The following is a 15076-nucleotide window of genomic DNA, read 5'->3' on the forward strand; positions in this document are numbered from 1 at the left end:
TTTTTATAACCGTCTATACCCTAACAAGATATACACAACGACGTGGTGGCAACCGCAACCGCCATGAAAGATGGCAAAAAAATAATTGGGCTATCATGCAACAAATCGGCAAAAAACGAGTTATTATATTATATAATGTAGGACAACCAACAAATGACTCAACAACAGGCTACAGACGGAATGGGCAAAATGGAACTCGCCATCAAGCGGACAGCCGACATCCTGTTCGCCATGGTGGGCATGGTGGTTCTCTCGCCCGTAATGCTGGCAGTGGCGCTGTCGATAAGACAACAACAGAATGGCCCCATCTTCTTTCGCCAGGTGCGCATAGGAAAAGGCGGCAAGCCCTTTGTGATATTCAAGTTTCGCACACTAAGCAGCGAAGCCGAGAACGAAGGGCCGCAGCTCATTGCCCAAGGCGACGAGCTGACATCGACAAGACTTGAGCGGTTTCTGCGCGGCCATCATCTCGACGAGCTGCCACAGTTGTGGAATGTGCTCAGAGGCGACATGTCGCTGGTAGGGCCACGCCCCGAGCGCAAATACTACATAGACAAGATTATGAAGCAGGATGCGCGTTACAGCCTCATCTACCAGATGCAGCCCGGACTCACGTCGGAAGCTACGCTCTACAATGGTTACACCGACACAATGGAGAAGATGCTACGCCGGCTGGACATGGACATCAGCTATCTGGAGCACCGCTCGCTCTGGCTCGACACCAAGATTATCATCAAGACAGCCCTGAGCATCGTGATAGGGAGGAAATTCTAAAAGAAATATGAAAAGATACGTTATATTACTCATCGCACTCATGGCCTTTGCGGCCACCACATCGGCACAGTCGTCAATGACCGACGACCAGATAATGCAGTTTGTGGTAAAAGAGCACAATGCCGGCACATCGCAGGCACAGATAGTGACCAAGTTGATGCAGCGCGGCGTGAACATCACGCAGATACGCCGCGTGAGAGACAAGTATGAACGCCAGATACAGAATAAAGGTATGGGCGTAGTGGCCGACCAGGCAGTGGAAAAGGCAAAAAGCCGTATGCGCACAGCCAACGGCGAGAAGAGGAAGGCTGCCCAGGCCAAGAGCCAGACCAGCACGCTGATACAGCAGGAAAACAATCTGCGCACAGAGATAGAAGACGACGAGCAGACGGCTGAGTTCCAGCGCGAACTGTCGGCCATACTGCCCACAGATACCATTGCCCTCTACCGGCAGCTGATGGCCGAGCGGAAGACGAAGAAAGTGTTCGGCCGCGACATCTTCAACAACAAGAAGCTCACCTTCGAGCCCAATATGAACATCGCCACCCCCAGCGACTACCGTCTGGGTCCGGGCGACGCCGTTATCATAGACATCTATGGTGCCTCGCAGAAGAGCAACCAATACACCGTATCGCCCGACGGCGATGTGACCATCGAAGGTTTCGGCCCCGTACAGGTAAGCGGTCTCACCGTGACACAAGCCAATGCCCGACTGCGCCAGACGCTGGGCAGCCGCTACCAGAGCTCGAAGGTGCGTCTCACCGTGGGACAGACCAAGACCATCATGGTCAACGTGATGGGCGAGGTGCGCATGCCGGGCACCTACATCCTGTCGGCCTTCTCCACCGTGTTCAATGCACTCTACATGGCGGGCGGCCCCAACGACATAGGTACGCTGCGCGACATCAAGATATTCCGTGCCAACCGCCTCATCGCCCATGTCGATGTCTATGACTACATACTCAACGGCAAGGCCAGCAACATCCACCTCACCGACAACGACGTCATCGTGGTGGGGCCCTACGACTGTCTGGTCAACATCACCGGCAAGGTGAAACGCCCCATGTACTATGAGATGAAGAAGAGCGAGAGCGTGGGCACCCTGCTCAAATATGCCGGCTCGTTTACCGGCGACGCCTATACCCGCTCGGTGCGTCTGATACGCAAGACCGGCCGCGAATACTCGGTCTACAACGTGGGTGAGTTTGACATGAACTCCTTCCACATCGCCGATGGCGACTCTATCACCGTCGACTCTATCCTGAACCGCTATGAAAACATGGTCGAGGTCAAGGGAGCCGTATTCCGTCCCGGCAAATACCAGGTGGGCGGCGAGATTACCAGCGTGCGCTCGCTGCTCGAGCATGCCGAGGGAGTGACCGAACAATCCTTCACCGCCCATGCCGTGATGCACCGCATGCGCGCCGACCGCAGTCTCGAGGTCATCCCCGTTGACATAGACGGCATCATGGAAGGACGCGTAGCCGACATAGCCCTGCAGAAGAACGACATACTCTTTGTGCCCACACGCCAGGAGCTGATGCAGGAACAGACCCTCACCCTGCACGGCGAGGTACACTATCCAGGCATCTACCGCTATGCCGCCAACATGACCATCGAAGACCTGATACTCCAGGCGGGCGGACTCAACGACCAGGCCTCGACGGTCAAGGTAGACGTGGCACGCCGCATACGCGACCCCAAAGCCACCCAGACCGACAGCATCATCGCCCGCACCTACAGTCTGGCACTGCGCGACGGGTTCGTCATCGACGGACAGGCCGGCTTCCACCTCATGCCCTACGACGAAATCTATGTACGCCGCAGTCCTGGCTACGCCACTCCACAGAACGTGACCATCGAAGGCGAGGTGATGTTTGCCGGCACCTACACCCTGTCGCACAAGAACGAGCGAATGAGCGACGTGCTGCGCAAGGCGGGCGGAGTGACCGACCTGGCCTATATCAACGGTGCGCGGCTGATGCGCCGCACCACCGAATCGGAGCGCATCAAGATGCAGGCCGTGACCCGTCTGCTGGCAGGACAGGGCGCCAACAGCGACTCCATCAATGTGGCGCTGCTGCTGCTCTCAGACACCTATCCCGTGGGTATCGAACTGGCTGAAGCGCTGGCCAACCCCGGAAGCGATGCCGACCTGGTGCTGCGCGAGGGCGACCAGATCATCATCCCCCAATACAACGGAACGGTGAAGATAAGCGGCGACGTGATGTTCCCCAACACCGTGGCCTACGAGAAGGGGCGCCGCTACTCATACTACATCGACCAGGCGGGCGGATTCGGCCAGCGCGCCAAGAAGAGCCGTACCATTATTATATATATGAACGGCACCGTAGGTCGTGTGGCCCACAACGCCAAGGTACGCCCCGGATGCGAAATCGTGGTGCCCAGCAAGCCCAAGCGCAATGCCTCGGCCGTAGGCCAGTGGCTCGGAATAGGCACATCGGTAGCCTCGCTCGCCACCATGATAGCCTCGCTCGCCAATCTGTTGAAGTAAGACAATAACCATTATGAACGAAAGAGATAATCAGATAGACATCATAGTAGTCGCCAAACGAGTAACCAGCAGGAAGAAGCTGTTTCTCAAGGTGTCGCTTGCTACCTTTGCCGTAGCCTGTATCATCATATTCCCCGTGCCACGTTACTATACCAGCAGCGTGGTGCTGGCTCCCGAGATAGGAGACATCATGGGCAAGAACAGCCTGTCGTCGCTGGCCTCGTCATTCGGTTTCAACCTCGGCAACAGTTCTACGGGCGATGCCATATACCCCGACCTGTATCCCGCGCTAATCAACACCAACGACTTTGCCATCAATCTTACACAATGCAAGGTCAAGAGCAAGGACGGTAGCGTCAATACCACTTACTACGACTATCTGCTCAAACATCAGAAGCCATATCTGCTGGCTGTGCCATTCAACTGGTTGAAAAACCTACCCAAAAAGCTGTTCGGCAAGAAGGCCAAAGACTCTACAAAAGACATGAACCTGTTCTGGCTCACAGAGGAGCAGGACGACATATTGGGTGCGATACGTAAGAATGTAACCTGTGGTATAGACCCCAAGACAGGTGTCATCAACATCACCGTGGAAGACCAGGACCCACTGATTGCGGCCACGATAGCAGACAAGGCAATGGCCGAGTTGCAGAATGCCATCACACGCTACCGCACCAACAAGGCAAAGGTTGACTATGAATACTACAAGAAGCTCACCACCGAGGCCAAGCACCAGTATGAGAAGGCACGGCAGATATACGGTAGCTATTCCGATGCCAACATGGACGTGATACTGGAGAGTTACAAGGCCAAGCAGAGCGACTTGGAAAACGACATGCAGCTGAAGTACAACACCTACAGCACGCTGAACACCCAGTTGCAGCAAGCCCAGGCCAAGGTACAGGAGAACACACCGGCATTCACCATCATCAAGGAAGCCTCCGTTCCCCAGCTCCCCGCCGGCCCCAAGCGCATGATATTTGTGGCATTGATGATGATCCTGAGTTGGATTGTCACCACCGTCGTGATATGCAAGGACTTGTTTGTCGGACTGTTTACCAGAAAGTAACCACATCCAATTATGGCTTCTCATATTAAATCCACAATCCATTCCATCTTCAAAAGCAACTTCTTCAAAGACTCGTCATGGGCCGTCTTTGGAAATGGCATTGGCTATGGCCTTATGCTTCTTTCTGGCATCATCATAGCCAGAATGCTTGGAAAGGACTTGTATGGAGAATATGGATTTGTCAAGACAACGATGTTCCAATTCGCGGCTTTTGCCACATTGGGATTAGGATATTCATCGACAAAGTTTGTCGCAGAAAGCAAGGAAAAGCAAAAGGCAGATATAGACAGCATTGTCAAAGCATCGATAGACATCACAACGGTAGCCAGTGCATCAATCGCCCTGCTGCTGATAGTCTTTGCCACTCCCCTATCCACATTTCTCAATGCCCCATCATTGGCCTCGACATTTCAGGCGTTAGGACTGCTCATCATTGTCCGTGCTATCAGCACAACCCAATATGGCATCCTTGCCGGATTCGGCGACTTCAAGCGTATAGCCTATAGCAATACGCTTTCCGGAGTAGTCATGATTGTTGGATGCATCCCTCTTACCTATTATTTGGGAATCACGGGGGCATTGACAACGCTGGTCTGTTCACAGGTGATTGCCGCTGTCTACAACGCCTACTGCATCAACTGTCATGCACACTATTCGTTGTTCAAGACCCGAAGTCGGCATTCATGGACTATTGCCAAGTTCTCCCTTCCTATAGCTTTACAAGAGTTTACATTCGCGCTGAGCAAATGGCTTGGCATATTAATCATCACCAAATACGCTACCTTAGGCGAGGTAGGCATTTATACTGCAAGCGAATTATGGTATGCTGTCATACTGACCGTACCTACATTCCTATCCAATGTAATATTATCCCATCTCAGCGCCTTAGGAGACGACTACAACAAACACAAGAAGAGCGTAAATGTCATGATAGGAGTCAACATCTGCTGCACTATCGTTCCTCTTATCGCTGTCTATATAGCGACTCCATTGATACTGAACATATACGGCCCCTCGTTTACTGGCATGGAACCCGTGCTGAAGATTTCGGTCATGACAACCCTCTTTACATGCTGTTCAAACGTATTGACCTCGGAACTTATAGCACTGGGAAAGACCTGGACCCTCTTTACCATCAGATTTATCCGCGACCTGTCAATGGTCGTCACCGGCTTCATCGTTATAAGAGGGAATGACGGCCAATACGCAGCAAGGGATTATGCCACGATAACATTGACATACACAGCTATATTCTTTATCGTCATTTACATAATAACCCAATATTACATCAATAAGAAAAGCAAGATAACCCAATCATCAAAGAATGCGTAACTGGAATTTCCATATAGCTACTCTGCTGTTTGTCATGTCTATAACATTCAGCCTTCTGTCCCAATCGCCATTTATGCTGGAGACTGGTGCAGACAGGATACTGAAGCTCGTATGGATTTTGCCCTTCTCATTCCTGATGCTGACAACCCCTCAATCATTTTTGAGCAACAGATTGTTTCCCTTCTACGCTTTTATTATTATGATGGTGCTTTATGCCGGCTTTTGCCAAGTGCTGACGGGAAACCAACATTTTACCCCAGACATATACAACATATTCATATCTCTCATTATAACCATGGCGTCATACAACTATTGGCTGCATTACGGCAATTACACCGTAATGCGGAACATCTGCATCATCATGATAGTATGCGGTATTCTGCTCTCAGCCGAGTTGTATCTGAACTTTCTTCAAAGCGCCGACTTGTCCAGCAAGTCATACGCCTACGAAGACAAGAACTCTATAGGCCAGATACTCTTGTGCTGCATATTCCTGCCGTTTATGTTTTACAAGCCCAACAACAAAAACATACAAAGAGTCATCTGGATAAGTAGCATTTTCATCTTTATAGTGATTGTCATGCTGAGGTCGCGCGCCACATTTATAAGCGCCCTTTTCATTATCTATTATCTGTTCGCTCACCTGAGCAGCAAGAAAACCAAAAGATGGATGGTGGCATTGTTTCTTCTTGCATCCATAATCATCCTTGTCAATGCCAATCTGTATGAATTAATCATCAACGGCATCATCCTTGGTGGACGAGATACAACAGACATCAACTCATTAAGTTCAAACCGACTTTTGGCATTTTCAATCGCATTCAAGCTCATTCCACAAAATCTATGGATAGGTTCGGGTAATTATTATGTTGATTGTCTGCCACTAAACATTCTGACTGAGTTCGGTGTCATTGGTCTGACCCTGTTTGCTGTTTTTGTGATACACCTCATCTATCAGGTAAGAAAGCACAAAGACGAAAGCAAATTGGCATTGACCTCTTATATACTTCTAATCGCTTTTCTGCTTAATGGACTCTTTGAAGCCTATCCCCCATTTGGCCCAGGCGTCAAATGCTTCAGCCTATGGATGTTATATGGTTTTCTACTCTCAAGATACAACGAAAAAGGAGAAATAGCCAACAACTCTACAACCAAGTGATTTCATTATGAAGCAATCCAATATCTGTATGATTACCAATATCGGCCCTCATTACCGATATCCGATATTCAACCTCTTAGGAGAAGCGTTGAATACAGACTTCTATATAGGCGACCGCCTGCAGTTTGAAATCAAGACTTTCGATTATCATGCGCTTACGGGATATAAGAAGACGCTGCACAATATCTTTATCAACAAGTTTTATTGGCAAAAAGGCTCTCTCCGCCCATTATTTGGACACTACAAATATTTCATTCTTGATGGTGAGCCTTTCTGCCTTTCGTCCTGGGTCATCATTTTGCTTGCTCGGCTGATGGGAAAAAAGGCCATAGCCTGGACACATGGATGGTATGGCAGAGAGGGGGCAGTGAAGAGAGTTGTCAAGAAGTTATATTATGCCCTTCACTCCAAACTGATGGTATATAATGAATACTCCATCAACCTGATGGAGCAGGAAGGTATAGACCGAAATAAGATGGTGTGTATAGCCAACTCGCTGGACTCTGACAAAGATATGGAAATCAGGCGGCAACTTGGCCCAACAGATATATACTCAAAACATTTCAACAACTCTGACCCCACCATTATATATTGTGGGCGATTACAGAAAATCAAGAAGTTGGATATGCTTATCGATGCTCTTGTCGAGCTAAAGGCAGAAGGCATAAATGCCAACATCATCTTCGTGGGCAAAGATACAGAACAAGTGGATGTAGACCGCTATGCCTTGCAGCGTGGTGTCAGCCAACAGATTTGGATGTATGGTCCCTGTTACGATGACACCGTTTTAGGCCAGTTGTTCTACGATGCAGCCATTTGTGTTTCGCCTGGCCACGTAGGGCTCACAGCCATTCATGCACTCAGTTTTGGCTGCCCTGTCATCACTCATGACAACTTTGCTTACCAAGCCCCTGAATTTGAAGCCATCAAACCAGGCATAACAGGTGATTTCTTTCACCACAACGACACCCATGACCTGGTACGCGTATTAAAGAAATGGCTCGGACAAAATGATTGCCAACGTAACCAGACACGCAGCGCCGCTTTCGATGAAATCGACAGCAAATGGAATATCCATTATCAATTGGATATTATACGGAAAATAACCAACGATTAACAAAACTATGAATTCATCACTAACTGCAAATATCAGAAGCCTGCTTCGTTCTTGCGTTTTAAGCACATTGGGCTGCATAGCCACTCCTGCTCCAGGAATACATATTCTCAATGGCCATCGCATTGAAAAAGAAATAGAACCCGACACCTTCAGACGGTTGCTAACCCAACTGTCTGGACAAGCCAGATTCGTACGTATAGAAGAGGCCGTCAAGATGATTGTCAACAGAGAGCATCCTGATAAGCCAGTTGTCGCCTTTACATTTGATGATGGATTTATGGAATGCTATACTCTCTTTGCACCTCTCTTGCAAGAATTTGGCACCAACGCCATGTTCTTCATCAATCCCAACTATGTGGATGGTGACGAGCAATATATACGCAACTTCAATGATAATATTGTCATGACTCCTGGCAAGAATCCCATGCGTTGGCATCATATCAAAGACCTCTCACAGCGAGGGCATATCATCGGAGCCCATACTTTGGACCACTTTATGATTAACAGCGAAGACCGCGATATTCTACATCACCAGATATGCGATTGCAAACATATCATCGAAAATCAGCTGGGTACCGAGTGCGAATACTTTGCGTTTCCCTATGGCAAGCTGTCACAGGCCAACAATCAGGCGATAGATATTGCCTGCAACTGCTACAAGTATGTTTTTTCGCAGTCAGACCACAAGCATTATTTCTCTTTCGAAGGCAGAGTTATCAACCGACGCCACTTCGAACCATTCTGGCCCATCAGCCATGTGCGTTATTTCCTCAGTTGTAATAAAAGATAGAAAGATGAAAGAACTCAAAGACAAACTCAATCATTTGATTTCAAAGATATCCCCCCGATTATTCTTTATCATTGCATATATACATAATCGCCATCGCCTTCCACACTTCAGTCATCCTAAAGACCTGTCTGAGATATGGATAAAATATGTATTAGAGGGTAACTCTTTGAAGTTATACAAATTGGCAGACAAGTTTCTTGTAAGAGAATTCGTAAGAGAGAGAGGACATTCCGACATTCTTCCCAATCTGTTAGGAGTTTGGGATAAACCCATAACGAAGACTGAATTCGATAAATTTCCCGATTCATTTGCTCTGAAGATGAATTATGGAGCAGGAATGAACATCATTTGTCAACACAAAGACACACTTACTTATCAGACAGTGTCTTCGCTATTGCATAAATGGTTTTATAATCGTAAAGGTTATCCTTGTTCAGAGAATCATTATAATCTGATTACACGTAAGGTCATCTGTGAAGAATATATAGGCGACAGCAACCAAACTTCCCCAACAGACTACAAATTCATATGTATTAACGGGGAACCATTCTGCGTATTAGTCTGCTTTGACAGAATTGATGGAGAAGCTAACTACATGCCTCTTACTTTGGATTGGAAGCCACTGCCCAACTATAACAAGAACGGATGTTCGTATACTATCGCCAGACCAAAGAATCTTGATAGAATGGTTCGTATTGCCTCTGATTTGGCAAAAGGCATTGAACTGGTGCGTATAGATTTGTATGATACCGGAGAACATATCTATTTTGGAGAGATGACTCTCACTCCTGCCGGTTGCATATTCCATACCTGGTCACAAGAATCGCTTGACGAAATGGGAGATTATTATTGGAAGACCAAAGCCACATTTGTACCACAAGCCAACTTCTAATATGCCCACACTCTTACAAATAAATATTACAGCCAACTGGGGCTCTCATGGCAAAATTGCCGAGGGAATAGGAAAGATAGCATTATCCAATGGATGGCGCAGCATCATCGCCTATGGACGATGGTATAACCCAAGCCAGTCAGAGCTCTATCAGATTGGCAGCATACGCGACGAACAGATACATGGGGTTACCTCACGCATCATGGATAACCATGGCCTGATGTCACGCGGAGCCACTCGACGGCTCATCGACTATATAGAAACTGTCAATCCGGATATTATCCATCTTCACAACATTCATGGTTATTATCTCAACTATCCCATCCTTTTCGATTATTTGGCCAAGACAGGCAAACCCATAGTCTGGACACTGCACGACTGTTGGGCATATACAGGACATTGCGCACATTACATGTTTGCCAGATGCGACAAGTGGAAAACCCTATGCCAACATTGCCCACAGAAGGATACTTATCCTAAAAGCATCATCTTAGACCGCTCAAAACGAAACTATCTTTTGAAGAAACATTATTTTTGTTCTGTTCCCAACCTTACGCTCATAGCAGTAAGCCAATGGCTGCAAAACGATGTCAAGCAGTCTTTTCTCAAAGACCTGCCCTTGTATCATATCCACAACGGCATTGACACCAATACATTTTACATAGACAGAGATACAGACGGTATATATACTAAATACAACATTCCCCACGATAAGAAAATTGTTTTGGGTGTAGCCTCTAACTGGTTCCGCAAAGGATTTGAAGACTTCATCCAGCTGAGACACATGCTCGATGACGAATACACCATCGTGTTGGTGGGACTTACGGATAAGATGCTCAAGCAGTTGCCCACTGGTATCATCGGCATCAAGCGCACTCAGAATGTAGACGATATGCGTAAGTTGTATTCCATCGCCGATGTATATATGAACCTCACCTGGGAAGACAATTTCCCGACCACCAACTTAGAGGCTTTGGCATGTGGAACGCCAGTAATAACCTACGACACCGGTGGCAGCTCAGAATCCCTGACTCAACAGATTGGTAAGGTCATTGACCAAGGCGACATCTCCGCAGCACTGGATAGTATCCGATTATATAGCCACAATCCTGTTCCCGGAGAACTATGCAGACAACACATCGTAGATAATTTCAATTCCGAACAGAAATTTCATGATTATTTCAAACTCTACTGCAGTTTGTTGTCACATCACAAGTAAGCGAGAAATCACCACCTGCGATATTCAAATATTTTATACAACACCTTCAAGGACACCATAAAGATATTGGTGTAGACTCCATTTTCACGACAAGCCCTTACATCTTCGTTCAATAGCACTATCTTGCTATGAATATTACGGGTGCTTACACCTCCCGTACACATTGTGACGCAATCTACGGGGATATATTTTGCCCGAATATGCCATTTATGAAAAAGACGTACCATCATTTCATAGTCTGCGGCGATTCTATAATCCGTACTGTATCCTCCAGCCTGTTCATACCTCTTTCGCCGTAGATAAAATGATGGATGGGCTGGCATAAAGCCGAAACGCAACCAGACTGGGCTGAACTTACTTGAAGAATAATAGCGTATTATCTTGTCTGGATTAGAACGGCGTATGAAGTGAATATCACCATAGACAGCATCAGTGCTTTCAGAATCAAAAGCATCGCATATCCGTTCAACTACAGTTGACGACGTGTAGTAATCGTCCGAATTGAGAAAGCCGACAACATCACCCGTCGCCATGCTGATACCTTTATTCATGGCATCATAGATACCCTTGTCTGCTTCAGATTTCCACTTCATACGGCCGTCAAAAAGCGGTTCGTAATGTGAGATAATATCGAGAGTCATATCGGTAGAACCTCCATCAACTATAATGTATTCTATATCATTATAGCTTTGCTCCAATACCGATGTTATCGTTTTCTGTATAGTTTTCGCACTGTTGTATGCTACAGTGACAATACTTATTCTCATTGTTTTTATTGTCTCTTCATTTTATTGATAACTCAATAATCTGTTTTTTATTGCTTTTTTTTAGAGTTTACACAATAATTGTTGCCATTATGCGGTTATTCTTATAAAAAGACTATTAAATGGCTATTGATAGACTACTCGATATAGGTACATTTATTATCAGCATACTCTGCGGTTTCCTGTTTATACCGCTTACTCTCAACTTCTGCAAAGCTAAAGGGCTCTATGACATTCCCAACGGCCGCAAGTTGCACCACAACCTCATCCCCCGGCTTGGAGGAATTACCTTCATTCCAAGCATGGTGATAGCCGCCCTCGTGGCTATATCCACCTTGGACAGCGACCCTGCATTGGAGCAGCGCATACCGCTCAACCTGTGGACGATAATCTTCTTCAGCCTGCTCATCATCTATGTCGTGGGCATCATCGACGACCTATTTGGCCTCAGTGCCCGCATTAAGTTTGTCGCCCAGATTGTCGCCGCCGCCTTGATGCCCCTTGCCGGTCTTACCATCAACAATCTGCATGGTTTCTGCGGCATCTACGAGATACCGGCTTTTATCGGCGCCCTGCTTACGGTCTTTGTCATCGTGTTTATCAGCAACGCCATCAATCTGATAGATGGTATCGACGGACTGGCTGCCAGCCTTTCGCTTATTGCGCTGTTAGGACTCCTGTATGGCTATGACCAGCAGGGACTCAACTCCTACTGCATCATCATAGCCGGCATGGCTGGAGTACTCATTCCCTATCTGTACTTCAACCTGTTTGGCAAGGCCGAGAAGAACCGCAAGATATTCATGGGCGACAGCGGCAGCCTTACCCTGGGCTTCCTGCTCAGTTTCCTGGTCATCAAGTTTGTGATGGTCAATGGCCATGCCATGCCCGTCGATGCCCATCGTCTGCTGTTGGCTTATACACTACTTATTATCCCTGTATTCGATGTCGTCAGAGTTATCCTGCACCGCCTGCATCATCATTCTCCCCTATTTTCGGCTGACAAGAGCCACATCCATCACAAATTGATGCGCGCGGGATGCACCATGCACCAGGCTTTATGTGCTATACTGGCACTGGCACTGTTCTACATTCCGCTCAATCTATGGCTATTCCCCCTAATGGGCATCACGGGAGTGGTATTGATAGACATCACACTCTATACGGCGTATAATCTGGCACTCAATTACAGGATAAGCAAAAGGGAATAATATCTGTCGACGCTTATACTCAGGGAGCCTGTCCAAGTCATTATCGCACATGGGGTCATGACAACATTAAAAGCAAAGAGGCGACACACTGTACTTAACGAGTGTGTCGCCTCTTTGCTGTAATAGAGCCACGTATCAGAACTTCTTGAAATGCAGCCTTAGCCTGTCCGTCGCCAGCGTCATGCGCGAGGCAGTGAGCTGCTCGGCATTATACTTCTCTTCCAGTGCATTGATGCCAAAGCGGGAAAGCCAACGGGCTTCGGTTACGGGATGGTCACCGCCATCTTCCGTATCTTGATGCCAGCCATAGTAGTAGGGCTGGGAAAGGGTGAGATAGCCGTCGCTGTGGACAAAACGCATAAAGTAGCAACTGTCGGGATGGTCGGCATCGCGCAGATAGAGCAACTTGCCTTGCACTGCCCAGAACACACGGTCTCTGCTCATATCCTTCACGCCGCCCGTCTGCAACGTATCTACTCGTTCCAGGTGCCAATAGCCGGCGAGGTCGCCGTTGTGGTCGCGCTCCAGTTCACACGAGGCAACACCCATAGCCAGGGCCATTGCCATCATTATGGATAGTATATGTCTTCTCATCATCTTCTTTTCTTAGTATTCTTTTCCAGCAGACCGCCCTTGCTCAGGGTAAACTGCACGCCAGCATTGTGGCCCAGTATCGAACCGAAGTCCATGGCGTAGCCACCACGCAGCTGCCAGTTGTGCTTCAGCCGGCAACCAGCCTCAACGAGAAAACTCACGTTGTGGCGCTTCTTGAGGTATGGCTGGTCATAGGTGCCCAGTCCGTCTTGCCAGGTGGCAAGCAGACGATAGTCTATCGTCCGCGTCACATTGCCATCGACGCCCAGGTGAAAAGCCATAAACCGATTGTTGGCTACATGGATGCGCCCGTTGTCATTGTAGATGGGCGAGCGATAGAGCGGATTGCCCATTACCTGACCCCAGTGCTGCCAACCGGGATAGGTGCCGTGGTTGTAGTAGTCGTCGTTGCCGGCGATATGGTCGGGAATGTTCATGGTATGGTCGTGATAGAGAGGGCCACTCTGATACTTGGTATAGAGATACTCTACCACCACATTGTGAAGCCAGCTGCAGTACTTGAGATTGAGTTCAGCACCGAGCATGATGTCCTTGAGGTCATACATATAGAAACGGCGGTCCTTCTTCACCATATACTCGTCGCCCTCGCCATAGCCGTCGTAGTCGAGCATGAACATGCCCGAATGGTCTTCAAAGAAGTGGTCGGCGTAAAGCCCCAGCCGCCAGGTATCGGCGTTGTAGTTGATACGCATGAGCCAGCTGCCCAGCTGGTTGCCCTCGACATTGGCATACTCACCCTCGCCCACGTCGCCACCACCAGGGACAAAGGCATTCCAGAACGAGCGCAGTCCCGTCTTGCCCTTGATCAGTTTGATGTCATCGCTCCCTTCGGGCTTGTGGGTAGTACCGCCAAACTGGGCGCCCATCTCCAACCCCAGTTCCAATGACAGGGGATAGAGGTCTTCGTCCTTGCCTATACGCAGATACCCCGCCTTGCTGTGATAGAGCAGATGGTCGGTATAGTCGGTCTTACAATGAGTGAAATCATGCTGCCAGTTGTCATCGGTCATCATGCCATAGGCGATATGACCCTTGAGCTGCAGCCAGCCACCACCGAAGGGCAGCGTCCAATACTCGGGAATAGCCACTCTCACCTGGGGAACGGGACGCGCATTGATGCCCAGCGTCTGCGAACCACTGCTGAGCCGGTTGTTCTTGAGTTCCATGCCATACTCTTTGCTGCCCACGGTGAGCACACCATGCAGCCAGCGCACCTCGGCGTAAGCCTGCTGCACGATGGGGTTGGTGCCATAATTGACACCACCCACGAGGTCGAGGCCATAGCCCACACCCCAGCGGCGGGCAGAGTCTGCCTGCAACGGGCGCACCACGCTGGCACGCAGATAGCCATTGCCGCGGTCCAGCGTGCTCAGACCATAACGGTTGGCATTGAGCCATAGCGGAGTCTTGCCCTTGGCATAGCCGCCCTGCATTTCCACCTGCCATGAGGCATCGCGAGAGAGGTCAAGACGACCTGCCTCGGCGCCGTCCTGCCAGACATACTGGGCATGGGCAGCCACAGGCAGCATCAGCGCCACTATAAGTCTTAGTATCTTCATCTGTGGATATTTTTTCACCTTATTATATATATAACGCACAGACCCGACATTTATTATAAC

General features: G+C 48.5%; 13 protein-coding genes. 10 read left to right on the forward strand and 3 right to left on the reverse strand.

The genetic code is table 11. The features are described 5' to 3' along the window. Positions 1-153: 153 nt before the first annotated feature. The 9 genes from CIK95_RS05195 to CIK95_RS05235 are packed head-to-tail and all read left to right on the forward strand — an operon-like array spanning position 154 to position 10867. Positions 154-774: a sugar transferase gene (locus CIK95_RS05195; RefSeq protein WP_094466458.1), complete on the forward strand. Its 621-nt coding sequence runs from the start codon at positions 154-156 to the stop codon at positions 772-774. A 7-nt stretch (positions 775-781) separates the two neighbouring features. Next, positions 782-3289, forward strand: a complete 2508-nt coding sequence (locus CIK95_RS05200; RefSeq protein ID WP_094466459.1) for a polysaccharide biosynthesis/export family protein — start codon at positions 782-784, stop codon at positions 3287-3289. 13 nt (positions 3290-3302) lie between these two features. After that, positions 3303-4358: a GNVR domain-containing protein gene (locus CIK95_RS05205; protein ID WP_094388616.1), complete on the forward strand. Its 1056-nt coding sequence runs from the start codon at positions 3303-3305 to the stop codon at positions 4356-4358. A 12-nt stretch (positions 4359-4370) separates the two neighbouring features. Further along, positions 4371-5690 carry an oligosaccharide flippase family protein gene (locus tag CIK95_RS05210; RefSeq protein ID WP_094388617.1) on the forward strand — a complete coding sequence of 440 codons (1320 nt, stop codon included), beginning with the start codon at positions 4371-4373 and terminating at the stop codon, positions 5688-5690. Continuing rightward, positions 5683-6849: an O-antigen ligase gene (locus CIK95_RS05215; RefSeq protein WP_144007741.1), complete on the forward strand. Its 1167-nt coding sequence runs from the start codon at positions 5683-5685 to the stop codon at positions 6847-6849. Before CIK95_RS05210 ends, CIK95_RS05215 begins: the two co-directional genes overlap by 8 nt. A gap of 7 nt (positions 6850-6856) precedes the next feature. Next, positions 6857-7966: a glycosyltransferase family 4 protein gene (locus tag CIK95_RS05220; RefSeq protein ID WP_094388619.1), complete on the forward strand. Its 1110-nt coding sequence runs from the start codon at positions 6857-6859 to the stop codon at positions 7964-7966. Between the two features lie 7 nt (positions 7967-7973). Next, positions 7974-8756: a polysaccharide deacetylase family protein gene (locus CIK95_RS05225; RefSeq protein WP_094388663.1), complete on the forward strand. Its 783-nt coding sequence runs from the start codon at positions 7974-7976 to the stop codon at positions 8754-8756. Positions 8757-8760: 4 nt separating this feature from the next. Further along, positions 8761-9648 carry an ATP-grasp fold amidoligase family protein gene (locus CIK95_RS05230; RefSeq protein ID WP_158215096.1) on the forward strand — a complete coding sequence of 296 codons (888 nt, stop codon included), beginning with the start codon at positions 8761-8763 and terminating at the stop codon, positions 9646-9648. A 1-nt stretch (position 9649) separates the two neighbouring features. Next, positions 9650-10867 (forward strand): glycosyltransferase, encoded by a 1218-nt coding sequence (locus CIK95_RS05235; RefSeq protein ID WP_094423257.1) that lies wholly within the window; start codon positions 9650-9652, stop codon positions 10865-10867. 8 nt (positions 10868-10875) lie between these two features. Here the strand turns inward: CIK95_RS05235 and CIK95_RS05240 are convergent, their stop codons facing one another. Then, positions 10876-11634: a glycosyltransferase family 2 protein gene (locus CIK95_RS05240; RefSeq protein WP_094388622.1), complete on the reverse strand. Its 759-nt coding sequence runs from the start codon at positions 11632-11634 to the stop codon at positions 10876-10878. A gap of 119 nt (positions 11635-11753) precedes the next feature. On the opposite strand from CIK95_RS05240, the gene CIK95_RS05245 reads away from it, so the two are divergent. Further along, entirely contained in the window at positions 11754-12842 is a 1089-nt protein-coding gene (locus CIK95_RS05245; RefSeq protein ID WP_094466462.1) for a glycosyltransferase family 4 protein, read from the forward strand. A gap of 135 nt (positions 12843-12977) precedes the next feature. On the opposite strand, the gene CIK95_RS05250 is transcribed toward CIK95_RS05245, so the two are convergent. Both CIK95_RS05250 and CIK95_RS05255 read right to left on the reverse strand, forming a co-directional pair. Continuing rightward, positions 12978-13439 carry a lipocalin-like domain-containing protein gene (locus CIK95_RS05250; protein WP_094466463.1) on the reverse strand — a complete coding sequence of 154 codons (462 nt, stop codon included), beginning with the start codon at positions 13437-13439 and terminating at the stop codon, positions 12978-12980. Then, on the reverse strand, positions 13436-15016 hold the full coding sequence (locus tag CIK95_RS05255) for a capsule assembly Wzi family protein (protein WP_094466464.1): 1581 nt from the start codon (positions 15014-15016) through the stop codon (positions 13436-13438). Before CIK95_RS05255 ends, CIK95_RS05250 begins: the two co-directional genes overlap by 4 nt. Positions 15017-15076 lie beyond the last annotated feature (60 nt).

Source organism: Prevotella sp. P5-108, from assembly GCF_002251385.1.
In the GTDB taxonomy this organism is placed as follows: domain Bacteria; phylum Bacteroidota; class Bacteroidia; order Bacteroidales; family Bacteroidaceae; genus Prevotella.

What these genes read in the sequence shown, in the direction of transcription:
- CIK95_RS05215 (WP_144007741.1), top strand. Translation starts at nt 5,683, where the DNA reads ATGCGTAACTGGAATTTCCATATAGCTACTCTGCTGTTTGTCATGTCT.
- CIK95_RS05205 (WP_094388616.1), top strand. Translation starts at nt 3,303, where the DNA reads ATGAACGAAAGAGATAATCAGATAGACATCATAGTAGTCGCCAAACGA.
- CIK95_RS05230 (WP_158215096.1), top strand. Translation starts at nt 8,761, where the DNA reads ATGAAAGAACTCAAAGACAAACTCAATCATTTGATTTCAAAGATATCC.
- CIK95_RS05245 (WP_094466462.1), top strand. Translation starts at nt 11,754, where the DNA reads ATGGCTATTGATAGACTACTCGATATAGGTACATTTATTATCAGCATA.
- CIK95_RS05195 (WP_094466458.1), top strand. Translation starts at nt 154, where the DNA reads ATGACTCAACAACAGGCTACAGACGGAATGGGCAAAATGGAACTCGCC.
- CIK95_RS05210 (WP_094388617.1), top strand. Translation starts at nt 4,371, where the DNA reads ATGGCTTCTCATATTAAATCCACAATCCATTCCATCTTCAAAAGCAAC.
- CIK95_RS05220 (WP_094388619.1), top strand. Translation starts at nt 6,857, where the DNA reads ATGAAGCAATCCAATATCTGTATGATTACCAATATCGGCCCTCATTAC.
- CIK95_RS05225 (WP_094388663.1), top strand. Translation starts at nt 7,974, where the DNA reads ATGAATTCATCACTAACTGCAAATATCAGAAGCCTGCTTCGTTCTTGC.
- CIK95_RS05250 (WP_094466463.1), bottom strand. Translation starts at nt 13,439, where the DNA reads ATGATGAGAAGACATATACTATCCATAATGATGGCAATGGCCCTGGCT.
- CIK95_RS05235 (WP_094423257.1), top strand. Translation starts at nt 9,650, where the DNA reads ATGCCCACACTCTTACAAATAAATATTACAGCCAACTGGGGCTCTCAT.
- CIK95_RS05240 (WP_094388622.1), bottom strand. Translation starts at nt 11,634, where the DNA reads ATGAGAATAAGTATTGTCACTGTAGCATACAACAGTGCGAAAACTATA.
- CIK95_RS05200 (WP_094466459.1), top strand. Translation starts at nt 782, where the DNA reads ATGAAAAGATACGTTATATTACTCATCGCACTCATGGCCTTTGCGGCC.
- CIK95_RS05255 (WP_094466464.1), bottom strand. Translation starts at nt 15,016, where the DNA reads ATGAAGATACTAAGACTTATAGTGGCGCTGATGCTGCCTGTGGCTGCC.